Below are 22,276 nucleotides of genomic sequence, written 5' to 3' on the forward strand. Positions count from 1 at the left end.
CGGAGTGATCGTCGATGGACGAGCCCCAGCCGCCCGACATCGAGGACATCCTCGCCGAGTTGCACGAGGATGCCCGAGGACGCGTCAAGGAGGAGCTGCTCCCCGGCGAGCGGCTCCTCTGGGCGGCGCGAAGCCACCGCGATCCGTTTCGGCTCTCGGGGTTCGCCCTGAATCTGTTCGTGACGCTGACGTTCGCGGCCGGCTCGTTCATCGCGTTTCGCTACGTGTTCTCGGCGGAGCGGCAGGGCAGAACACCGGATGGGCTGGTCGCCATCGCAATCCTCCTGGGGATTGCCGCGGCCATCTCGGCGATTGTTTTCGCCTCCTCGATCGCGTCGGAACGAAACAAACGCTGGACCCGATCGCAGCACCTCTACGCGATCACAAACCGCCGGGTGATCCTTCGGACACCGACGTATGACCGGCTTGGCGTCGAGGTGCGGACCATCGATCTGCCGGCTGTGGGAAGTATCCACCGAACCGAGTATCCGGACCAACTGGGGACCTTGACCTTCTCGGTCGAAGGATCCGGCCCGAAGGTCGTCGACCCCGAGCATGGGACGGTCGATCCGTTTGAGACCTATCGACTGGAGAAGATTCCCGAGATCCGCCGCGTGGAGCTCTTGCTCCGCCAGACGATCGCCGATCGCCGATTCCAACAGGCCGACGAAGCCTCTCCGAAGGACTTTGCCTGATGGCCGCGACCTCGACCCCAACGTCGAACCCTCCCGCGAGTGCCGCCGACCCCGGCCAGTTCGTCGAACTGGTCGAGATCGGTTGGGATCAGTATGTCGCCATCTCCGAGGCGATCGGCGAACGCCCGAATCCACGACTCATTTACTGCGATGGGAGACTGGAGATCGTGGTCACGTCGAGGCGGCACGATTGGTTCGCGGAGCGGCTGGGCGATTTTGTCAAGATTGTTGCCGGAGGGTGCGGCATCGACTGGGAGGACGCGGGGACCGCGACCTATCGGCGGGCCGACGAGGAGGTCGGCGTCGAGGGGGACAAGACCTTCTATCTCGGGGCGCACGCCGAGCGGATGAAGGGGGCGTTGGACATCGACCTGGATTCGCAACCGCCCCCCGACCTGGCGATCGAGGTCGAGGTGTCGCACTCGGCCAACCAGGCCTTGAAGGTCTGGGGGCGGCTTGGCGTGCCGGAGGTCTGGCGGTTCGACCCGATGAAGGACCGAGTGACCTTCTGGCGACGGAAGGACGATGGGACCTTCGAGGCGATCGAGCGGAGCCTCGGCCTCCCCGGATTGAGGCCGGTCGACGTGCTGGAACAGTTGCGACTGGCCGATTCGATCGGCGCGGGGGAGTGGTTTGGTCGGCTCAACGATTGGGTCCGCGAGGTGATTCGTCCCCGGCTGGACCAGGCTCGATGAGCAATTCATCCGCCAGCGTGTTTTCAGGTTTCGAATCGGGCATTGCCCGCGACCACAAAGGAATCTTCCAATGAGCAATGGCCATACGAATACGTTTCCGAAGCTGCACAACGCTGCCTGGCCCGGGGTCGTTGGCAAAGGAGGCGAAGGGAACGATCCGCCGATCGAGCTGGACACGATGCTCGACCTGACCGCCGCGGCCGAGGTCGACGGCATCAAATTCGATGGTGTTGACCTGTTCCTGTTTGCGCCTCATGTCGATATCGACGCCGGCGAGGATGAGTTGAAGGCCCTTGCCGACAAGGTCCGTTCTCGCAATCTGGTGATTGGCTCGGTCGTCGCTCCCGTTTGGCCGCCGACCGGCGGAGGACCGGCCCTCGATCCGGGGGAGGGACGTGAAAAATTCCTGACGCAAGTGCGCAAGGCCTGTGGAATTGCGAAGAAGCTGAAGGAACTTGGCGTCCGTCCTTATGGTGTTGTCCGGATCGACTCGGCATGCTCGCCTGCCGAATGGGCTGCCGACCCGGAGACGAGCCAGGCGAACATCGCCGAGACGTTCAAGCAGGCCGCGGCCATCGCCCGCGATCACGGCGAACGGCTCGCAGCCGAAGGGGAAATCTGCTGGGGAGGGATGCACTCCTGGAAGACCATGGTCGATCTGCTCGAACGGGTCGGCGAGCCGGAGACGGTCGGCTTCCAGGCCGACATGGCGCACACCTTGCTCTACACGCTTGGCGAGAATGCCCCCGAAGACCGCATTTTGCCCAGGGATTTCGCCTGGGACGACCGAAACGCGCTCGACGCGGCGCTCAAGACCCTGACCGATGCCTTGCGTCCCTGGACGATCGACTTCCACGTTGCTCAAAACGACGCGACGGTGTTCGGTTCCGGCTCGCACGATCACACCGGTCGGCATTGCTTGCCGAACGATCCGAACGGAAAACTTGATATTCCGCACCACGCCGGCTTCTGGTTGCGAGACGCGGACGGCAACCTCACCAAGAAGTTCGACCATATTTGCTGGGACGGCTGCATGTTCCCGAACTCGGTGATGATGCAGCCGCAGACCTGGAACGATATTCTTGCCAAGATGATCGCCGTCCGCGATCAGCACGGTTATTAAAATGCCATTACAATAATTTGCGAGTGAGTGCAGCCATCAGTTGGCTGTGCTCGCTCCTCCTTGTTCACTCTCAAATTATACTAGAATTTGGATTTACTATGAGCCAACAAGGGTATTGGAGTTTATGGCAAGAGCGGGAATACTTGGGAACAGTAGGCCACCAGAGGTTTAATTTTTTTATCATATTCTTTATTTTGTCTCAACAGACAGTTTTCTCTATTAATGATCGGGCCTCTCAGTTCGTTTTTTGTGCTTCTTGTTTTGTGCCAATTTTGCTGCTAGCAGTATCAGTCTATCATAATGCTCAGGAGGTCGAGAGGATAAAGGCAAAGTTGAAATCGGAGGATCCAGACTTTTCACAACAAGTTTTTGGTGGCGAAAAAATATACGAGAACGATCTTCCTATTAGAGTGCGAGAGAGCTTGCTCGGGCATTTTTACACTGAAAGCCGAAAAAAGCATATATATGGATCTCTAATTCCGTGGTTCTGTGTGTTGGTGCATTTGGTGCAAGCGTTGTACTTATTGGTTGTGCTGTTCAGATGAAGCCAGTGGGGACAGTCAACCAATGATCCTTCAACTTTCCTATCGAGTGGTTTCTCGATAGATGAACCCTGATCGATTCGTCGAGGTAATCAGTTCATGAACGCACAGAAAGACCTCCGCATCGGCATCATCGGCTACGGTTTCATGGGCCGGACGCATTCGAATGCGTACAAGCAGGTTCCCCAGTTCTTCGACCCTCCGCTTCGGCCGGTGCTCAAGGCGGTTTGCGGACGCGACGCCAACAACGCCAAGGCCTTCGCCGATCGCTGGGGATACGAGTCGATCGAGACCGATTGGCGCAAGCTGATTGCCCGAGACGACATTGACGCCATCGACATCTGCACGCCCAACAACACTCACGCCGAAATTGCCATCGCCGCCGCCGAGGCCGGCAAGATGGTCCTCTGCGAAAAGCCCCTGGCCATGGACCTGAAGCAAGGCCAGGAGATGGTCGATGCGATCGAGAAAGCCGGTGTTCCCAACACCGTCTGGTACAACTATCGGCGCGTTCCGGCCGTGTCTCTGGCCAAGCAACTGATCGACGAGGGGCGGCTCGGCAAGATCTTCCACTACCGGGCCAACTTCCTGCAGGACTGGACCATTTCTGCCGATCTGCCGCAGGGTGGCGCGGCACTCTGGCGGCTCGACGCGGCTGCCGCCGGATCAGGTGTGACGGGTGACCTGCTCGCACATTGTATCGACACGGCCTTGTGGCTGAATGGGAAGATCACCGACGTCTCCGCGATGACCGAAACATTCATCAAGGAGCGCAAGCATAGCCTGACCGGGAAGGTCGAGAAGGTCGGGATCGACGACGCTTGCGCCTTCCTTTGCCACTTTGAGAACGGGTCCCTCGGCCTGTTCGAGTCCACGCGCTACGCTCGGGGGCACAAGGCCCTCTACACGTTTGAGATCAATGGCGAGCACGCCTCCATCCGCTGGGATCTGCACGACCTGCACCGCCTGGAATACTTCGACCACCGAGACGATTCCCTCGTCCGGGGTTGGCGATCGGTCCACATTACCGACGGCGACATGCCCTACATGAAACACTGGTGGGTTCCCGGCCTTCAGATTGGCTATGAACACACCTTCATTCACCAGTTCGCCGATTTCCTCGACTGCGCCGCCCAGGGCAAGCCCTGCCCCCCGACCTTCCGCGATGCTCTGGCCACACAGGCGGTCTGCGATGCCGTCCTCGACTCGGCCGAACAGCGGAAGTGGGAAGATGTGGTGCCGGTCTGAGCAGTGAATCATCTTTCCGCAACCACACGTTCTGAGTGTCAGGAATTCTGAGGGGAACGACCGCGATGAAGATCGGGATGAACCTCTTGCTCTGGGCCGATACCGTGACGCCCGAGCATGACCCACTCCTGGAAGAATTGAAGGCGATGGGGTTCGACGGCGTCGAGATCCCGATCTTCAACGGGGCCGACACCGCGCCCTACGAGCGGCTCGGCAAGCGATTAAAGGATCTCGGACTCGGCGCAACGGCGGTCACAGTGATGTCGCCTGAGGCGAACCCGATTTCACCCGATGCCGGGGTTCGAAACGCGGCAATTCAGCACCTTGACGGTGTCTTGGCCTGTTGCGCGGCGAGTGGGGCGGAAGTCCTGTGCGGGCCGATTCACTCGGCCCTGGGTCAGTTTTCCGGTGAGGCTCCCACGGAGGAAGAATTCAAGCGTGGCGTTGACACCCTGCAGAAGGTCTCCGAGAAAGCGCAGGGCCACGGAGTCTTGCTCGCCTGTGAATACCTCAATCGCTTCGAGAATTACTTCCTGACCACCGCTCAGCAGATGGCAAGGTTCGTCGACGCTGTCGGCCATCCGTCGTGTGGGATGATGTACGACAGCTTTCACGCTCATATCGAGGAAAAAGCCCAGAAGGCGGCGATCGGCTCCTGCGGGAACCGGATCATCCACGCCCACGTCTCCGAGAACGACCGAGGGACACCCGGCACCGGTCAGGTGGACTGGGATGGTTATTTCTCGGGCCTCAAGGACGTTGGCTTCGACCGTTGGTACACGATCGAGGCCTTCGGCCGGGCCTTGCCCGCCCTGGCCGCCGCCACCCGCGTTTGGCGCGATCTGTTCCCAGACCCGATGGGCCTCTGCCGCGAAGGGCTCGCGTTCATCAAGCAGCGAACAGGGGGCTGAGGGCCAACCATCCCACGTCCCGGGCTGGTCAGAGGGTTCGGACCTCATGACCGGCCTGGAGGAGGGCCGCGATTGCCCGGTCAAGGAACCGATCGGGCACAAGCACGTAATCCGTCTCGAAACTGGAGACGACGAACAGATTGACCTCGTCCTCGGCCAGTGGGCCGGCGATTGAGGCAAGGACTCCGGTCAGTTCAAAGGGCAGGGGGCCTTCGACCTCAAGGAGTCGCCATCCGCGCTCGGCGTTGACGTGGGCTGGAACGCGATCAGCAGGGCAGACGATCGACAGCTCTCGGTCGGTCCAGGTTTGCGAGCAAAGGGTTCCGGACCTCGCCGCGGGCCAGTCGGGACAACCGTCACCCGGGTCGACCCGGGCGACGGCGTAATTGTCCTGGTGGAGAAATAGGGTCAAGCGATGAGCGGTCATCGGTCATCCCGTGGACACGCGTTGTTCACGCCCCGACGGCCTTCTTGCGGTCCTTGGAGGAACGCTCGGCTCGCTTGCGGTCTTCCTCGCGGAGTTCCTTCTTCCGGAGGCGGATCTTGGAGGGGGTGACCTCGACAAGCTCGTCGTCCTCGATGTATTCGAGAGCGATTTCGAGGGTCAGCTCGCGGGGGGGCTTCAGCAGGATGTTCTTGTCGGAGCCGGAGGCCCGCATGTTGGTGAGCTTCTTCTCCTTGCTCGGGTTGACGACGAGGTCGTTATCCCGGGCATGCTCGGCGACGATCATGCCTTCGTAGACCTCGTCTCCGGGGGCGACGAACATCACGCCGCGCTGCTGGAGGCCGTCGAGGGCGAAGGCGATCGCCTGGCCTCGGCAGTTGCTGATCATCACGCCGTTCGGACGGCGGGGAATGTCGCCGCGGAACGGGCGGAATTCGTGGAAGTTGTGGTGCATGATCGCCTCGCCCTGGGTGGCGCTCAGTAACCGGGTGCGGAGGCCGAGCAGGCCACGGGCGGGGATGACGAATTCCATGTGGGCGTAGGTGCCCTTCAGGTCCATGTTCAGCAGCTCGCCCCGACGGTTGCCGACCAGTTCCATGGCCGGGCCGCGGTGCTCCTGGGGGACGTCGATGACGAGGTACTCGTACGGCTCGTGCTTGACGCCGTCGATCATCTTGGTGACGACCTCGGGCTTGCCGACGGACAGCTCGTACCCCTCGCGTCGCATTGTCTCGATGAGGACGGAAAGGTGGAGCAGACCTCGACCGGAGACCATGAACGAGTCCCGGTCCTCGGTCGGCTCGACGCGGAGCGCGACGTTCGATTGCAATTCGCGGTCGAGGCGGTCCTTGAGGTGGCGGGAGGTCAGGTATTCCCCTTCGCCGGTCAACGGGGAGTCGTTGATCGTGAAGAACATGCTGAGGGTCGGCTCGTCGACCTCGATGCGAGGCAAGGGGGTCGGGTCGTCGGCCGAGGCGATCGTGTCGCCGATGTCCACCGCCGGCAGGCCGACCAGGGCGACGAGGTCGCCGGCCGAGGCGGATTCGACCTCGACCCGGCCGAGCTTGTCGAAGACGAGGACCTGATTGACCGTGCTCGGGACGACCTTGGCGCCGGCCTTCACCAGCGAGGCCGATTGCCCCTTCTTGACGGTTCCCGAGGCGATCCGGCCAATGGCGATCCGGCCGACGTACTCGGAGAAGTCGAGCGTCGTACAGAGCATCTTCAGGGGGCCGTCGGCGTTGACCTCGGGGCCGGGGATCTTTTCGACGATCAGGTCGAGCAGCGGGCGAATGTCGCCGGATCGGGCCTCGGGGTCGTGCGAGGCGTAGCCCGATCGGCCCGAGGCGAACAGGTAGGGGAAGTCGAGCTGGAGATCATCGGCTCCCAGCTCGATGAAGGCTTCGAAGACCTCGTCGAGCACTTCAAGCGGTCGGGCGTCGGGCCGGTCGATCTTGTTGACGACGACGATCGGCCGGAGCTTGTTGGCAAAGGCCTTGCGCAGGACGAACTTGGTCTGCGGCATTGGTCCTTCGAACGAGTCGACCAGCAGGAGGCAGCCGTCGGCCATCTGCAGGGTACGCTCGACCTCACCGCCGAAGTCGGCGTGGCCGGGAGTGTCGATGATATTGATCTTCGTCGCGCCGTAGCCGATGGCGATATTCTTGGCGAGAATGGTGATGCCTCGCTCGCGCTCCAGGTCGTTGGAGTCGAGGATGCAGTCGCCCATGAGCTGGTTCTCACGGAACGAGCCCGACTGGCGGAGCATGGCATCGACCAGGGTGGTCTTCCCGTGGTCGACGTGGGCGATGATGGCCACGTTTCGGATATCGTCGCGTCGGGTCATGTTCGTGGAAATCTTCCGGAGGGGGGGCTGGGTCGGCGGTTGGGAGGGTTGGCGAGGAAGAAATGGAATCGGCGCGTGCACCCTCACAATACGGTTTGCAACGGTCTTCCGACAAGGCCGACCGGGTGGGCTTCGTTCACCATTCACAGAGGTCCGCGGAGAATCTCGGTGGACTCGGAGTTCTTGAACAATCCCCCGGGTCCGATTTGGGGGCTGCACGGTTGCCTACAATGACGCCAGACTGGAAGGGGCCTCTCTGCCCGTCGGTTCCTTCCAGAGAGATGTGACTCGCGATCGGCCCGAAGGGGGGCTGATCGACACGTGCCATTATCGTCTCTCAACGCCTTCGAGCCGAGGAGTTCCCGTGATCGAGGTCGCCCGCCCCTCCCCGGTCATTGATTGGCTCGCGCCACCGAGCGATCGTGATCGGATCGACCGGTCTCTTCACGAGTTCCTCGCCGAGTCGCGGCGAAGGTATCTTGGCAACACCCATCTCGTCAGTTTGTACGAACGAATGTGCGAGTGTGTTCTCAACGGCGGAAAACGCATTCGTCCGCGGCTTTGCCTGGCAAGTTACCGGATCGTGTCGGGGGCTGATGAAACGCCACCGAGACCAGTCTGGCAAGTGGCGAGCAGTCTGGAACTGTTCCACGCGTTCATGCTGGTTCACGATGACCTGATCGATGAGAGCGTGGTCCGGCGAGACCAGGATGCCTTGCACGAGGCGTTGCGGAGGGAGCATGATCGCCCCGACTCGGATCGCGCCCGGAAACTGGGGCGTGACCTGGCCTTGCTCGGTGGCGACCTGATGTTCGCCCTTGGGATGCGGATGGTGAGCCGGTCGGGAATTGATCCGACGGTCGTGCTTCAAATCCAATCGTTGCTGTCGGACATGCTCCTTGAAACGGGGCTCGGTGAAGCGCTCGATGTTCTCTACGACGATCGTCCGCTTGAGGGCATGACGGAAGGTCAGATTGTTGAGGCTTATGTCCGGAAAACGGCTCGCTACAGTATCTCGGGCCCTCTGGTCCTGGGCGCGATGCTCGCGCAGGCCCCCAGAGCTGTCTGGCGGGCACTGGATCGGTATGGCGATTTGCTGGGCCTGGGGTATCAGATCCGCAATGATCTCGACGCCATGACCATCGGTCCCGACGAAGGAGATCACCCCGACCTCGACGGTGGGAAGCGCACCCTACTGCTCTGGACAGCCTACCAACGGCTTTCCTCTACAGGCAGACTGGATCTGGAGCGAGCCCTGGGGAGTCCGCCGACGCTGGATCGTCGCCGACGGCTCGACCACCTGATCCGCGAGAGTGGCGCAATCGATGCGTGCGAAGATCGTTTGCGATCGCTTCAGGAGGAGGCCCACGCCACCCTTCTGGAGTCTCCGCTTGATCCCATTCAGCGCCGATCGTTCCTGGCCCTGGTCGACCTGCTGCCGGGTGGTGTTCCGAGCCCTTCCCCGAGTGCCGTTGCGAATTGACAGGCAGCGATGGCCTCCGCGTGATTCCAGATCCTTCGTCACGGTCCAATCCGTTTCCCCCTTCCTGGCTGGGCCACGTTCGCCCTTAGGTCGAGGTTTCTGAGCGATGAGTATGGGAGTGTCTGCCTCGATTGATCCGAATGTGGCATCGGCGGATCGTCCTGACACGGGCGACTCGCGTCCGAAAGCGGTGGTGATCGGGAGCGGCTTCGGTGGCCTGGCTGCGGCAATTCGCCTGCAGGCCAAGGGGTATTGCACGACCATTCTTGAGATGCGGGATAAGCCTGGCGGTCGTGCTTATGTTTTCGAGGATGAAGGCTTCATCTTCGATGCCGGCCCCACCATCATCACCGTGCCGTTCATCTTCGACGAACTGGCGGAGGTTGCCGGAAAACGGCTCAGTGACTACGTCTCAATCGTTCCTTGCGACCCGTATTATCGTATTTACTTTGATGATGGGATGACGTTCGACTACGTCGGCGATCCCGAGCGGTTCGAGGCGGAGATTCGTAAGTTCAACCCTGCGGACGTGGAAGGGTATCGGCGCTTTGCGGATTACACTCGCCGCGTGTTCGACCGGGCCTTTTCCGACCTGGCCCATCACTCGTTTCACAGTGTCTGGGAGATGGCCAAGGTCGCTCCCGACCTGATTAAGCTGCGGGCCGAAGTGCCGGTGTTTCGCCGCGTTTCGCAGTTTATTCAGGATCCGCATCTGCGGATTGCCCTGTCGTTCGAGCCGCTGCTGATTGGGGGTAATCCGCTGCGATCGTCGTCGATTTACGCGATGATTCACTACCTGGAGAAGACCTGGGGCGTCCACTTTGCGATGGGAGGGACGGGAGCCCTGGTCAACGGCCTCGTCCGCATGTTTCAGGACATCGGCGGTCAGATTGAGTTGAATGCTCGGGTCGAGGAGATCGAGGTCGAGAACGGTCAAGCCCGGCGTGTCCGCCTGGCCGACGGTCGCCGGTTTGACGCCGAGGTGGTGGTTTCCAATGGTGATGTGGCGAATACCTATCGCAAGCTGATCCGCCCCGAACATCGGCGCAAGTGGACCGACCGGCGGCTGGAACGGATGCGGTACGCCATGAGCCTGTTCGTGATCTACTTCGGCACGAATCGGACCTACGACCACATGCCGCACCACTCCATTCTCCTCGGTCCGCGCTACGAAGGGCTGTTGCGCGATATTTTTGACCGCAAGATCGTGGCCGATGACTTTTCGCTCTACCTTCACGCCCCCACACGGACCGACCCGAGCCTGGCACCTCCCGGTTGCGAGGGGTTTTATGTGCTGAGTCCTGTGCCTCACCTCGGCGGCGGTCAAGACTGGGACGCCATCAAGGAGGATTACGCTGACCGCATCCTTGCTTCGATGGAGAAAGAGCACCTCTTGCCGGATGTCCGGAAGCACCTCGTCACCCAAAGGATCTTCACGCCGAAGGATTTTGAGACGCAGCTCGATGCTTACATGGGAACAGCCTTCCAGTTCGAGCCGGTCCTGACGCAATCGGCCTGGTTCCGACCCCACAACAAGAGCGAAGATGTGGAGGGCCTCTATTTTGTCGGAGCAGGAACCCATCCGGGGGCGGGTCTTCCCGGCGTGGTCAGCAGTGCCAAGGTGCTCGATCACTGGATTCCGCCGGTCAAACGATCGGTTTAGGGTGATGAGGGGTGGATGGATTCGAACATGACCGGCTCTCTCGACCAGGCGATCGGAGAACGGCGCTGCCGACGCATCACCCGACACTACGCCAAAACGTTCTTCTTTGCCTCACATTGCTTGCCGCGTGAGATCCGTCGGCACGCTTACGCGGTTTATGGCTTTTGCCGGTGGGCCGATAACGCAGTGGATGAGGCGGCGGACTTTGACGACGCGTCGCGGCGTCTCGATCACGTCCGAGGTGTGCTGGCAGTAGCCTACTCAGAGGCCCCGGCACCCTCGGGAGTTCTGGCGTTTCGGAAGACGCTGCGCGATCGAGCGATTCCCCGACGGCTGTTCGACGACCTGCTGGACGGGATGGCGATGGATCTGACCGAGGATCGTTATCCGGACTATCCCGCCCTTGACCTGTATTGCTATCGAGTGGCCGGGGTCGTTGGGTTGATGATGACGCTCGTGTTCGGGTATCGTGACGAATGCTGCCTGCCTCATGCGCTCGCACTTGGTCGGGCGATGCAATTGACCAACATCCTCCGAGATGTCCGAGAAGATCTCGAACGGGGCCGCATCTACCTGCCTCAAGATGAGCTGGCCCGATTCGGCGTCTCAGAGGAACAGTTGGCCGAACAGCGTGTTGATGACTCGTTTCGGGCCTTCATGCGGTTCCAGATCGATCGGGCCAGAGAAGCGTACGCCGAAGCTGAACAGGGCATCCCGTTCCTGATCGGTATGGCCAGCCGCCTGACGGTCCGAGTCATGGGACGGCTTTATGGCGGCATCCTCGACGAGATCGAGCGACTCGATTATGACGTCTTTCAGACCCGAGCCCACGTCTCAACCTCACGCAAGCTCCGGTTGCTGGCAGCCTGTCAACGAGAGACGATCGGCGAAACTTTGCGACGTTCCTGGAGCTGAGAGTACCAACCGTGTCCGTCATCACCCCGTCTCCCCGCCCGACCCCTCACGATCCGGCCCTCGACCCCGATCGCTTCTTCAATCTTCAAGCTCCCGGCTCGCAGGAGTGGTGGTATTTCGATGCCATCAGCGATGACGGCCAGGATGCCCTGGTGGTCATCTTTTTTGCCGGCTTGCCGTTCAATCCGGCCTATGGGACGGCGGCCAAGCGTCATCTTCTGAATCCGAAGAATTCCCCGGCTCCCCATCCGCTTGATCATTGCGGGGTGGCCTTCAGCTGGTATCGACCCCACGGTGCCAGCGTGAAGCGCAGAGGGCGAGGCAACCCCGGTCATCGTGCCCAGGCCTACGCGCTCAATGGTCATCGACGAAACGACTTTGCACACGACGCCGATCCGTTCCGCGTGTCGATTGGCGGGTCTCGGATCGAGCGTGATGCTGATGGATACCGGATCGTGGTCGATGCGCCTGACTGGGACCCCACCCGTCGGATTCTCGCCGACCTCCGCTTTCGCCCCGCGGCCGGAACCGTGCCGTTCGAAATCAACCTGGGCGGTGAAGGCTCGCCGCACTACTGGCTTCTGGCGGCGGCCGATTGTCGGGTCGAAGGAACCCTTTCGATCGATGGGCCGGGAGGCTCGTCGATGACGTTCCGAGGACGCGGCTATCACGACCACAACGCCGGGACGGAAGAACTGTCGCTGGCGATGTCCAAATGGCAGTGGGGCCGAGTCCACGATGAAGATCGGACCGAGATTTATTACATCGCCCAGCCCAAGACGGGACCAGGCCACTCCCTCTGGCTTTCCTGTCGGGACGGCAAGCCTGAGGTCGTCCGAGATCAGCCGGAAATCACCGTCTCGCAGCGCTGGAATAACTGGTACTTCGTCCCGTATCACGGGGCCATGACCTTCACGGACGGCCAGGGGCAAAAACTGCAACGCTGGATCGACCACTCGATTGATTCGGGGCCGTTCTATCAGCGGTGGCTTGCCGAGTTTCGAGGTCCCGGGTTCCGATCGAATCGGCTCGGCATTGCGGAACAGCTCGACACGGGCAAGCTCAATCATCCACTCTACAACTGGATGATTCCTTACCGGCTGAAACATCCGAACCGCGAATCGTCAGGTTCTTGACACCCTGATGTCGCTTACCGACCCGCGATTCCGACTGCTCGCTCGAACACTTCAGTGTCTCGCCACGGAACCCGGAGGTCTTCCGGGTTTCGTGGGAACGCAACGGAATTCGTGAGCCAGATTGAGGTGGCATCGATGCTGGTACTGGGTCGCAAGCCGTCCGAGCGGATCCTGATCGGAAGTGAGTTGCGGATCACCGTGATCAGCCTGGAAGGGAAACAGGTCCGCCTCGGGATTGAAGCACCCGCCGAGGTGGCCATTGTTCGGGAAGAAGTGATCGCGAAGGATCAACGATCCCCTTGCATGAACCACAAACAGACCAGGCCGTCGAAGGTGTGAACGGCCCGGTCTGGGCAAGGGACGATCGGAGGTGGTTGGGTCGTCAGAAGGCGACGGCAGCTCCGCCGTCGCCGGCGGCCCCTCCCACTTGATCGGGCCGTCCGCTGAAGCGAGAAGCGGCCCGCTGACCCACCGCAAAGGTGCCGAGTGTCAGATCCACGGGATTAGGACTGGCCGTGGGAGCCTCTCCTGAGGGGAATTCCCAGATCAAAGCAGCCTCGTAGTTCGCGTTGCCTGACTCTTCCTTGTAGAAGTACAGGTGGATGAGTTGCAGGTTGCGGTCGGTCATCGTCAGCCGTTCGAACGCCACGGGCGGGGCCACGTCGCTTCGAGGCCAGACGGTCTTGTTCACCTGCTCGATGGGAGCGGAGGTAATCTCAGGTCCGTACACCTGCGCCAGGACGTTGATTACATCGGATCGGAAATCGCCCCGAGCGGGCCGGGGCGGTTCTTCCGGATTCGGCGGTTCCTGGGAATCGCGACGGGCGAGCACATGCAGGGCGTAGTTCGCATTCGCAGACTGCGAGGTAAAACTGGCCGCGACCTCGAACGCATCAGGATTCAGGGGAATCAGTTCGAACTCAGGCTGCTGGGCCATCCCTTGAGGGACTCTGAGGAAAATGGAGTTCTCCGCAAATTCTCCCTGAGCTGCACTATACAGTTGCTGATTGAGGATGATGTCGTCCTTGAGGCGACCCTGGGTTGCCTCAAGTCTCGCCTCGTAGCTGGAATAACCACAGCCGAGAACGGGCAGCAAAAGGACGGAGAACGTCGCGAGGGCCGGGAGGCGTCTCATTCGGAACCTCTGCGGGGGGTCGCAGGAGATCGGGGCCGATCGAGGAAATGGCCCCGAGAAGGTCGATGTTGCAATGCTCCTGAATGGTCGAGCGTTTCGGCCCGGCTGTCAAGAGACTGGCGCGACATGGGGGGTACACGACCAGAGAACTCGGCGGAACGGAATCGTCTCCACGTCCGAATTCTCGTCGCCGGTTCGCGTCGGCACGATCTCGGGCTCGAAGGCGGGATTTTCAGCGCGAAGCAGGACGACGTGCCCGGCGACCTGGAGCCATCGAATCAAGACGCGATCCTCGATTCGAGCCGCAACGAGAGCCCCGTTGAGAACCTCGGGCGATTCAGGACGTTCCGCGATGCCGACCACCGCACCATCGGCCAGGACGGGCATCATGGCTGTCCCTCGGACTTTCAGGCAGTGGAAATTCCGAGACTTGTCGAGCCATTCACGCTTCATTGGCAAGGTCTTGAACGTTTCCTGGCCGCCTTGTTCGCTTCCTTCGATCTCCTCGACGTGAACGAGCACCTGATCGGCTTGCTGGTCGAGTTCGATCCCACGAGGCAGGATGGGAGTCGAACCCGCGCCTCCCTCCGAACGCTGCTCCAGCATGGTCAGCACCTGACGCAGCAGGTCACCCACCGAGCCGGAGGGCTCCAAACTCGAGAGTCGATCGGTCATCATCGGGCGGCTGCGTCGAAGTTTGGCGCCTTCGCCATGGAGCAGCCACCGGGGCTCGACATCCGTCAATTCAATGAAACGAAGAAGGACCTCCGAGGGGACCGTGACCCCCGTTTCATAGTTGTACCAGGTGCGAATGGGCAGGTTTAGCCGACGAGCCAGCTCAGGCCCCCCCCGATCGCCATATTGCTCGGTTCGAATCTCTTTCAAACGATTGGCCAGTTCACACTTGGTGCGAACGACCTCCGGAGAACTCTTGCAGCGTGCCATCGGTGCAGATTCCTCCTCCAAAGGAGCCATCTTGGTCGAAACGATTCAAGTGACTCCCTCGCGGCGGGACGGGTGCCAAACTTGGTTGAAGAACCTTAGTATAGCAATCGGAAAAGGTAAAGCAAAGCACCGTGCCGTGGTGATGCATTGCTGCATCACCGCTCGGATTTCGAAGGAGGATTCGACCCCGACGAGGCTGGAGAGTCGACTCGGTCTCTCTCGTGCATTGAAGACGCGGCCCACGTCTCCAAACGCATCATCCGATCTGCGAGAGAAGAGTTCTTGCCGATGATGTTTCGAGTTGTTGATTGGTGTCAGGGCAAGTCAGTTCGAATCCCAATGGCTGCAACGCGTACTGATCGGGGCAGCAACCTCGCCGAGCGGAGCGGGGAAGGTCGCGCCCTTCACATTCGGCCGTGTCACCGGCGATCGTCGTCATCGACCTCGATTCCCATCAGAAATTCCGCAATCGCCTCATTGGCTCCTTCGTCTTCGGCCGCCGGCTCTTGTTTGGGTTCCTCTTTTGGCTTGGCTTGTTTGGGAGCCGGGGCCTTCGCGGCCGGACTTGCCTGAGGTTTCGGGGCTGGTTTGGATGCCGGCGAAGCGGGTTCAGGTTGGACAGGGGCGGGCTTGGCCGCTGGCTGAGGTTGGTCCTCGTCGCCACCAATGACAAATTCGAGAACGTCATCGTCATCGAGGGCGATCGGTGCTCCCACGGGTTCGGGGATTGCCGTGTCGGACGCCTTGGTTCCCGCTCCAGATCCTGAGGCAACCTCTTGAGCGGCCGCACCGGAGCCGGCGGCAGCCGTGAGGGATTCGACCCGGAATTCGATGGGGCCGACCATCAGCAGATCGCCCGGTTCCAGCACCCGCTGCTCCTCGATGCGCTTGCCGTTGACGAACGTGCCGTTGGCGCTCCCGAGATCCTTGACCAGGAGAAGACCCTTCTTCTCGAACAGCTGACAATGCTTGCGGCTCACCTGGGAGGACCGCAGGGTCAACTCGCATCCCTCCTGACGACCGATCGTCGTGACGCCATCGGCCAGACGGAGAGTCTTCGCGGCGCTTCGACCTTTGAGGACGACGAGCTGGTAATCCATGTGACAAAACCTCAGCGTCGAGAGCACAGGGGTCTGGAGCCCCCGAGCCAACAGGATGCGAGCCCCGAAGAATTGGAATTTTTCGGTAAGGGTTTCCCCTATCAAAGGATAACACCCGATTGGATCAGGGGGCAATCCCGCCTGGGAAACCGGGGCGTTACGCCGATCGAAAGTTTCGGGGGCTGCCCTCTTGCTTTCCCCTCGGGCAGTTGGATATAGTGCTGGTGTCTTGCTCATGCAGGACACACAATTCGAGTCCAATCGGCCTCACCTGCCGATTGGCGACGGGCGGGAGTAGCTCAGGGGTAGAGCACCACGTTGCCAACGTGGTTGTCGTGGGTTCAAATCCCATCTCCCGCTCCTTTTTTTATTGGTAGCACCATCACCGACCCCCGGGCTGGCGGCCGACGCTCGAGCAGATCGGGTTGGACGGGGTATCCCGAAAGTTGCCCCCAGCCCACTCGAATGCCTCAGCGGAAGGACCGTCCTCGATGAGCACCGGGGAGAATGAGCGCGACGAACTCCAGGCCGATACCCTTGCCACCGATGAGGGTGAGGGTGTTCAAGAGCTTGACGCACCCAAGCGACGGCTCAATCTGGATGTTCACATTACCGACGCCGGGCCGTGCAAGAAGCACCTCAAAATTGCGGTCCCGCGGTCGGATATCGATCAGCAGTTCGAGGAGTCGCTGGGGACCTTTCGCCGCGAGGCGCTCGTTCCCGGCTTCCGTCCGGGGAAGGCCCCGACGCAACTCGTTCAGCGTCGCTATCGCAAGGAAGTTGCCGGTCAGGTCAAATCGGCCCTGCTGATGGCCTGCATGGAGCAACTTGACGAGGAACACAAGCTCAATCCCATCACGCAGCCGGACTTCGATTTCGAGGCGCTCGAAATTCCCGAAGACGGTCCGATGGAGTTCGAGCTTGAGGTTGAGGTTCAACCCGAGTTTGAAGTGCCGGAATACAAGAACCTGGTCGTCAAGCGGCCGGTTCGGAAGATTGCCGAGGCGGATGTTGACCGCCAGTATCAGGCCTTCCTCGAACGATATGCTCAGGTTGTGCCCAAGCTGGAAGGTGGGGCCGACCCTGGCGATTTCGTCGTGGCGGACCTGACCTTCCTCAATGACGGGCAGACCCTGAACGAGGTCAAGGAGGTCCAGTTCCGCCTCCAGCCTCAACTTCGATTTCAGGATGGCGTCATTCCCGAACTTGCCAAGGCCTTGACGGGTGTCAAGCCGGGTGAGTCGCGCTCTGCTAAGGCCGAGATCGGTACGTCATCTCCCGATGAGGCGCTGCGTGGCAAGTCGGTCGATGTGACGATTCAGGTCCACGACCTGAAGACCATCCGATTGCCCGAGACGGACCAGGCGTTCTTTCAGGGGATCGGCTTCGAGAACGAGGCGGATCTGAAAGATGCCTTGAGGTCGGTTCTGGAACGTCGCGTCGAATTCCAGGCGCGGCAGGCGGTTCGTCGGCAGATTGTCGAGCAGTTGATCGAGCGCTGCCCGTTTGATCTGCCGGCCGATCTGGTCAAGCGTCAGGAAATCTCCACGCTGCGTCGGCTCGTCAATGAGATGCGTGAGGCCGGTTACAGCGACTCCGAACTGCGGGCTCGCGAGGCCGAGATTCGGGCCAATGCTCACGACGTCACCTTGCGGAATCTGAAAGAGTTCTTCTTGCTCTCCAAGATCGCCGACGCTGAGGAAATCAAGGTTGAGGATGACGACCTGGCTGAGGAAATCGAGCTGATCGCCATGCGATCGGACGAAACACCTCGCCGTGTCCGGTCCCGACTTGAGAAGGAAGGCCAACTGGAGAATCTGGCCACGCAGATCCTCGAACGCAAGGCGATCGATCGGATTCTGGAATACATTACGGTGGAGCTGGAGGAAGTTTCGACTCCTGAGGAGGAGCCGGACGCCGACACCCTCGATGAAACGGCCCTGCCCGCGTCGTCTGAGGAGGCCGAAGCGGCCTCGGAGGCGGCGGAAGGATCGTCCGAGCAACAATGAGGGGATGCTTCTCGGGCGGCGCGTTGTCATGACTCGCCGCCCGAGGATCAGACCGTTTCTCAGCGGATCACCTTCGCTTGTTCGGAGGGTCTGCGGTCCGTCTGGTTGCTGCCCCTGGTTGAACCGTCGTCGGGCAGAGGCCCCGGTGGCCGGCTTCGCCCTCGGCCCCGATCGGACCTCCCTACGATCCGTCCGAACCGACCCGAGGACCACGTCCCATGAGCTTCAATCGCGTGCCCTTCGACGCCGACCCCATGTCGCCCGTCTTGCAACGCAACCGGAATTACGCCAGTCAGCGCCAGATGACGCTGAGCGATCTGCTGCTGGAAAATCGGATCGTCTTCCTCGAAGGACCGATTAACGACGGGATCGCCAACATCACGGTCATGAAGTTCTTGTACCTTCAGTACGAGAACCGATCGCAGGGGATCAGCTTCTACATCAACAGCCCCGGCGGCTCCGTAACGGCGACGATGGCCATCTATGACACCATGCAGTTCATCGACTGCCCGGTGGCGACCTACTGCATCGGCATGGCCGCCTCCGGCGCCGCGGTCCTGCTGGCTGGTGGGACCAAGGGGAAGCGCTACGCCCTGCCGCACTCGAAAGTGATGATCCACCAGCCTTACGGCCAGGTCGGCGGCCAGATTTCGGACATTGAGATTCAGGCCCGCGAGATCATCGACACGAAGCGAGAGATCAACGAGATTCTCGCCAAGCATACCGGCCAGCCGTTCGAGGTCGTTGCGCGAGATACCGAACGAGACCGTTACCTCAAGGCCCTGGAGGCCCGGGAGTACGGCATCGTCGATCATGTTGTGGGACACATTCCCAAAGATGAGTCGAAGAAGGGCGAGCCCTCGAAGTGACAGGGGAGAGGCAGTCGGCGGTCGGCAGGAGGCAGCTTCAAGGTCAAACCGTCGTCCTGTCCGTCCCGATTCGCGTGTTCAATCCGTCTCTAACTGCCTCTCGCCTCCTGCCGATCGAATCGCCCAAGGAGCCCGACCGATGCCCCTGATCCCGATCGTGATCGAGCGTTCCGGCCGCGAAGAGCGGGCGATGGACATTTACTCCCGCCTGCTCCAGGACCGGATCATCATCCTCGGCACGGCGATCGACGACACCGTGGCTAACCTCGTTGTCGCTCAGATGCTTGTGCTCGCCCATCAGGATGACAAGGCCGACATCCACCTGTACATCAACAGCCCTGGTGGTAGTGTCACGGCCGGCATGGCCATTTACGATACGATGCAGTATGTCCCTTGCGACGTGGCGACCTATTGCATGGGTCAGGCCGCGAGCATGGGGTCGCTGCTCCTCGCCTCCGGTGCCGCCGGCAAGCGAAATGCCCTGCCTCACGGGCGGATCATGATTCACCAGCCGTTGGCCGGTATGGAAGGCACGGCCACCGACATCGAGATCCACGCCCAGGAATTTTTCCGCATGAAGCGGCAACTCAACGAGATTTACCAGAAGCACACCGGTCAGACGCTCGAAAAACTCGAAGCGGACACGGACCGCGACCGTTTCATGTCTCCTCAGGAAGCCAAGGATTACGGTCTGGTCGACAATGTCCTCGACCGAGAGATGCCTATTCCTCCTCGGAATCCCGAATCGATCTGACCGGCAACTTCGATGTGCCGTATCGGTTCGATCTTCAGGTTCAATGCAGATCCATGCCCCGGGCGATCATAGCGTCCGGGGCATTTTCGTGTCATTCGAACACCTGCCTGGCCAACTCTTCGAGGATCGGCCCATTGGCCTCGGGAAAGGTCAACCCGGGCAATTCCGCGAGCGGCACCCAGCGAAAGCCGGATTCCGCCGCAGGTTCGGCGAGGGGATCGGCTGGGGATGCGTCGAAGTAATGCAACTCGACGAAGGCATGCGGATACCGGTGCGCCACGACTCGACGGCATGCGCCGAGGATGACGGGCAGGCCGGTTTCCTCCTCGCATTCGCGAGCCGCGGCCTGCTCGGGAGATTCTCCCGGCTCACACTTTCCGCCGGGGAACTCCCAGACGCCGGGCATCGGAGAACCGGGCAGGGGGGGGCGACGTCGGATCAAGTAGTCGCCGCCCCGTCGAATCAGGCCGATCCCCACCCGAATGGGCTCGGCATCGTGGGAGGATGTCATCAGTGGGTCTCGCGGGATCAGTCCGCAGCCTGTTGTTCCAGCGCCTTCTCGAAGGCATGGCCGGGCGATCCCATCGCATGATAACCGCAGTCCACGTGCAGGATTTCTCCCGAGATGCCTCGGGCCAGATCCGACAGCAGGAACATGCCCGAGGAACCGACCTCCTCTCGCGTCACGTTCCGCTGCATCGGAGCAATCGCCTCGTAGAGGCCGGAGAGCTTGTCGAAGTCGCCGACCGCCGAGGCTGCCAGCGTTTTCACCGGTCCCGCTGAGACGGCGTTGACCCGGATCTTCTTCGGGCCGAGATCGTACGCAAGGTATTTCACCGAGGCATCGAGGGCTGCCTTGCACACACCCATCAGGTTGTAGCCAGGGACAACCTTCTCGCCTCCGTAGTAGGTCATCGTGACGATCGAGCCGCCATCGGGCATCAGCTCGGCGGCATGGCGAGCGACGCTGACCAGTGAGTACACGCTAATGTCCATGGCCAGCTTGAACCCGTCTCGACTGGCCTGGACAAAGGGAGATTTCAGGTCCTCGATCGGTGCAAACGCGATCGAGTGCAACACGAAGTCAAGGGTTCCGAATGTCTCCTTCGCCTTGGCGAAAGCGGCGGCGATGTCCTCATCCTTCTGCACGTCGCAAGGGACCAGCAGCTTCGGGCCGATCGGGTCGATTGCCCGGCGGACCCGTCGCTCCATCTTCTCGCCAGGGAGGTGGGTGAAGCCCAGTTCCGCCCCCTCGGCAGCAAGCTTCTCCGTAATCGACCAGGCGATACTGTAGTCGTTGGCGACACCCAGGATCATGCCCTTTTTGCCCGAGAACAACCCCATCGCCAGATCCCCTGCTTCGGTGTTCGATTCTTGTTCCGAACTTCGACAAGACATCGGTTCGACCGGCCGCCGGACGAACTCCGATTCCTGACGAACGGTCGGTTCGTGAAGGTTGCGGCCGCATTCGCCGCGAACGGAGTGATGCCCGCAAAGCATAACGCCTGAAGGCGATTCGCTCAACGCGCAGCGTCATTGGACGGGACCGATCGGGCCTCGATCCATCCTCAGGGCAACCGAGCGCAGGTCCGCCTCCAGGGCCGAACGCGCCTGTTCCAGGGCTCGTTGGGTGGCCGCTCCCACTGCCAGACTGAGTTGTTGCGCCTGAGGATCGACTCGACCTAGCCCAAGCCCTTGCAACATCTGAACGGCGGCCCGAACCTGGGGATCGTTGGCAAGCTGCTGACCGGCGTGGGCCGGCAAGTCGGCGGGGCGATTTTCGACCCGCCTCCGGGTGCCTGTCTCCCACCGACCGGGAGCGGTCCTGATCAAGAGGATCGCCTCGACGGCCACCCGGTCGAAGTCGGGTGACGTTTCCAGCACGGTGACGACGACTCCGATCCGCCCTGATTCCGCAATCCGATCGAGGTGTGGCTTCATCGGATCGATGCGGGGGCCGTTGCCGAGAAGATTTCCGAGCAGGCTCCCGACAGTGCCCGCCATCTGGGTCGGATCGAGGGCCCCGTCCGAGCTGGGATCGGGCAAGACGAGGTCGCCGAACCGGATGAAGCGCAGGTCGGGATCGGTCAGGGCCTCGGTCGAGGCGCGACGGGCGAGCCAGCGACGTTCCCCTTCGACCGGGACGGGCAAGAGATCGTCGATCGGTGCCGTGTCGATCGGCCCCAGGGCGAAGCCACGGTCCTGCAAACCGGCCCGGAGCTGTCCCTCTGGCATGGTCTCGACCTGATCAAATCCGGCTCGCCATCCTTGCCGGAGCATTCGACGGCGGTGCTCGGGTTGCAGGTCGATCCGCAAGACCTCACTCCGAGGGATTGAGACGACCATAAGGGGAAGCCGATCCTGAGCCTCAGGGTGATTCAAGCGTGACAGTTCGGCGTCGATCCAAGCGGCGATCGGGTCTGCCGGTGCCGCAGGTTGTTGACGCTCCTGACGCCACTCTCGGAGTCTGCGAACTCGATCCGCCTGTGCCCGTTGGCGGGTTGCGCGATCCTGATCGTCCCACGACGAGGCACGATCGGGGAGGTGTTCCTCGACCCAGGCCCGGCGGACGATCAGAGAGACACGCGCTGCGCGGTCGGGTAAAACCTGGCCGAGGACCCGCGAGCCGTCTCGAAAGACGACCTGATCGGCAACTCGGTCCTCGTGGAGTTCTTGAGCTGTTATGGTCCCGGCGAAATTTGAGGCAACAAGGATGAGCACAAGTGTTCGCATCATGGGGCCTCGGTTGGAATCGATGTCAG

Annotated in this window: 21 protein-coding genes and 1 tRNA gene; 14 read left to right on the plus strand and 8 right to left on the minus strand. The window is 61.3% G+C overall.

Annotated features, from left to right (window positions below):
• The first annotated feature begins 14 nt into the window (after positions 1-14).
• The 5 genes from GA615_RS08970 (at position 15) to GA615_RS08990 (ending at position 5,214) form a co-directional block, all read left to right on the plus strand.
• The gene (locus GA615_RS08970; protein ID WP_152050955.1) at positions 15-695 is read left to right on the plus strand and encodes a hypothetical protein; all 681 of its coding nucleotides are present in this window, start codon (positions 15-17) and stop codon (positions 693-695) included.
• The gene (locus GA615_RS08975; RefSeq protein ID WP_152050956.1) at positions 695-1,390 is read left to right on the plus strand and encodes a Uma2 family endonuclease; all 696 of its coding nucleotides are present in this window, start codon (positions 695-697) and stop codon (positions 1,388-1,390) included. Before GA615_RS08970 ends, GA615_RS08975 begins: the two co-directional genes overlap by 1 nt.
• Before the next feature lie 70 nt (positions 1,391-1,460).
• Positions 1,461-2,513 (plus strand): sugar phosphate isomerase/epimerase family protein, encoded by a 1,053-nt coding sequence (locus GA615_RS08980; RefSeq protein ID WP_152050957.1) that lies wholly within the window; start codon positions 1,461-1,463, stop codon positions 2,511-2,513.
• Between the two features lie 641 nt (positions 2,514-3,154).
• On the plus strand, positions 3,155-4,303 hold the full coding sequence (locus GA615_RS08985; protein WP_152050958.1) for a Gfo/Idh/MocA family protein: 1,149 nt from the start codon (positions 3,155-3,157) through the stop codon (positions 4,301-4,303).
• 65 nt (positions 4,304-4,368) lie between these two features.
• A complete protein-coding gene (locus GA615_RS08990; protein WP_152050959.1) occupies positions 4,369-5,214 on the plus strand; it encodes a sugar phosphate isomerase/epimerase family protein in 846 nt (281 codons plus the stop codon).
• A 28-nt stretch (positions 5,215-5,242) separates the two neighbouring features.
• On the opposite strand, the gene GA615_RS08995 is transcribed toward GA615_RS08990, so the two are convergent.
• Complete coding sequence (locus GA615_RS08995) at positions 5,243-5,641, minus strand: ACT domain-containing protein (protein WP_152050960.1); 399 nt, start codon at positions 5,639-5,641, stop codon at positions 5,243-5,245.
• A 25-nt stretch (positions 5,642-5,666) separates the two neighbouring features.
• The gene (gene typA, locus GA615_RS09000; RefSeq protein ID WP_152050961.1) at positions 5,667-7,505 is read right to left on the minus strand and encodes a translational GTPase TypA; all 1,839 of its coding nucleotides are present in this window, start codon (positions 7,503-7,505) and stop codon (positions 5,667-5,669) included.
• A gap of 364 nt (positions 7,506-7,869) precedes the next feature.
• Between typA and GA615_RS09005 the strand changes: the two genes are divergently transcribed.
• The 5 genes from GA615_RS09005 (at position 7,870) to GA615_RS09025 (ending at position 13,041) form a co-directional block, all read left to right on the plus strand.
• Positions 7,870-8,988, plus strand: coding sequence for a polyprenyl synthetase family protein (locus GA615_RS09005; protein ID WP_152050962.1), 1,119 nt, complete (start codon positions 7,870-7,872; stop codon positions 8,986-8,988).
• Positions 8,989-9,094: 106 nt separating this feature from the next.
• Positions 9,095-10,651 carry a phytoene desaturase gene (locus tag GA615_RS09010; RefSeq protein WP_201750146.1) on the plus strand — a complete coding sequence of 519 codons (1,557 nt, stop codon included), beginning with the start codon at positions 9,095-9,097 and terminating at the stop codon, positions 10,649-10,651.
• A 27-nt stretch (positions 10,652-10,678) separates the two neighbouring features.
• Positions 10,679-11,566 carry a phytoene/squalene synthase family protein gene (locus GA615_RS09015; protein WP_161602245.1) on the plus strand — a complete coding sequence of 296 codons (888 nt, stop codon included), beginning with the start codon at positions 10,679-10,681 and terminating at the stop codon, positions 11,564-11,566.
• Between the two features lie 11 nt (positions 11,567-11,577).
• On the plus strand, positions 11,578-12,702 hold the full coding sequence (locus tag GA615_RS09020; RefSeq protein ID WP_152050964.1) for a hypothetical protein: 1,125 nt from the start codon (positions 11,578-11,580) through the stop codon (positions 12,700-12,702).
• A 135-nt stretch (positions 12,703-12,837) separates the two neighbouring features.
• Positions 12,838-13,041, plus strand: coding sequence for a carbon storage regulator (locus tag GA615_RS09025; RefSeq protein WP_152050965.1), 204 nt, complete (start codon positions 12,838-12,840; stop codon positions 13,039-13,041).
• A gap of 43 nt (positions 13,042-13,084) precedes the next feature.
• Here GA615_RS09025 and GA615_RS09030 read toward each other — a convergent pair whose 3' ends face one another.
• From GA615_RS09030 to GA615_RS09040, 3 genes are all read right to left on the minus strand, one after another.
• Positions 13,085-13,837 carry a hypothetical protein gene (locus GA615_RS09030; RefSeq protein ID WP_152050966.1) on the minus strand — a complete coding sequence of 251 codons (753 nt, stop codon included), beginning with the start codon at positions 13,835-13,837 and terminating at the stop codon, positions 13,085-13,087.
• 108 nt (positions 13,838-13,945) lie between these two features.
• Entirely contained in the window at positions 13,946-14,782 is an 837-nt protein-coding gene (locus GA615_RS09035) for an XRE family transcriptional regulator (protein WP_152050967.1), read from the minus strand.
• 419 nt (positions 14,783-15,201) lie between these two features.
• Complete coding sequence (locus GA615_RS09040; RefSeq protein ID WP_152050968.1) at positions 15,202-15,882, minus strand: FHA domain-containing protein; 681 nt, start codon at positions 15,880-15,882, stop codon at positions 15,202-15,204.
• Positions 15,883-16,170: 288 nt separating this feature from the next.
• Between GA615_RS09040 and GA615_RS09045 the strand changes: the two genes are divergently transcribed.
• From GA615_RS09045 to GA615_RS09060, 4 genes are all read left to right on the plus strand, one after another.
• Positions 16,171-16,242, plus strand: a tRNA-Gly gene (locus GA615_RS09045).
• A 131-nt stretch (positions 16,243-16,373) separates the two neighbouring features.
• Entirely contained in the window at positions 16,374-17,891 is a 1,518-nt protein-coding gene (gene tig / locus GA615_RS09050) for a trigger factor (RefSeq protein ID WP_152050969.1), read from the plus strand.
• A 218-nt stretch (positions 17,892-18,109) separates the two neighbouring features.
• Positions 18,110-18,760 carry a ClpP family protease gene (locus tag GA615_RS09055; protein ID WP_235905260.1) on the plus strand — a complete coding sequence of 217 codons (651 nt, stop codon included), beginning with the start codon at positions 18,110-18,112 and terminating at the stop codon, positions 18,758-18,760.
• Between the two features lie 139 nt (positions 18,761-18,899).
• The gene (locus tag GA615_RS09060) at positions 18,900-19,514 is read left to right on the plus strand and encodes an ATP-dependent Clp protease proteolytic subunit (RefSeq protein WP_152050970.1); all 615 of its coding nucleotides are present in this window, start codon (positions 18,900-18,902) and stop codon (positions 19,512-19,514) included.
• Positions 19,515-19,605: 91 nt separating this feature from the next.
• On the opposite strand, the gene GA615_RS09065 is transcribed toward GA615_RS09060, so the two are convergent.
• From GA615_RS09065 to GA615_RS09075, 3 genes are all read right to left on the minus strand, one after another.
• A complete protein-coding gene (locus GA615_RS09065) occupies positions 19,606-20,025 on the minus strand; it encodes a (deoxy)nucleoside triphosphate pyrophosphohydrolase (RefSeq protein WP_152050971.1) in 420 nt (139 codons plus the stop codon).
• 17 nt (positions 20,026-20,042) lie between these two features.
• Entirely contained in the window at positions 20,043-20,858 is an 816-nt protein-coding gene (locus GA615_RS09070; RefSeq protein WP_152050972.1) for an enoyl-ACP reductase FabI, read from the minus strand.
• 189 nt (positions 20,859-21,047) lie between these two features.
• Complete coding sequence (locus GA615_RS09075; RefSeq protein WP_152050973.1) at positions 21,048-22,250, minus strand: hypothetical protein; 1,203 nt, start codon at positions 22,248-22,250, stop codon at positions 21,048-21,050.
• Between the last annotated feature and the right edge of the window lie 26 nt (positions 22,251-22,276).

Source organism: Tautonia marina, from assembly GCF_009177065.1.
GTDB classification, from domain to species: Bacteria; Planctomycetota; Planctomycetia; order Isosphaerales; family Isosphaeraceae; genus Tautonia; species Tautonia marina.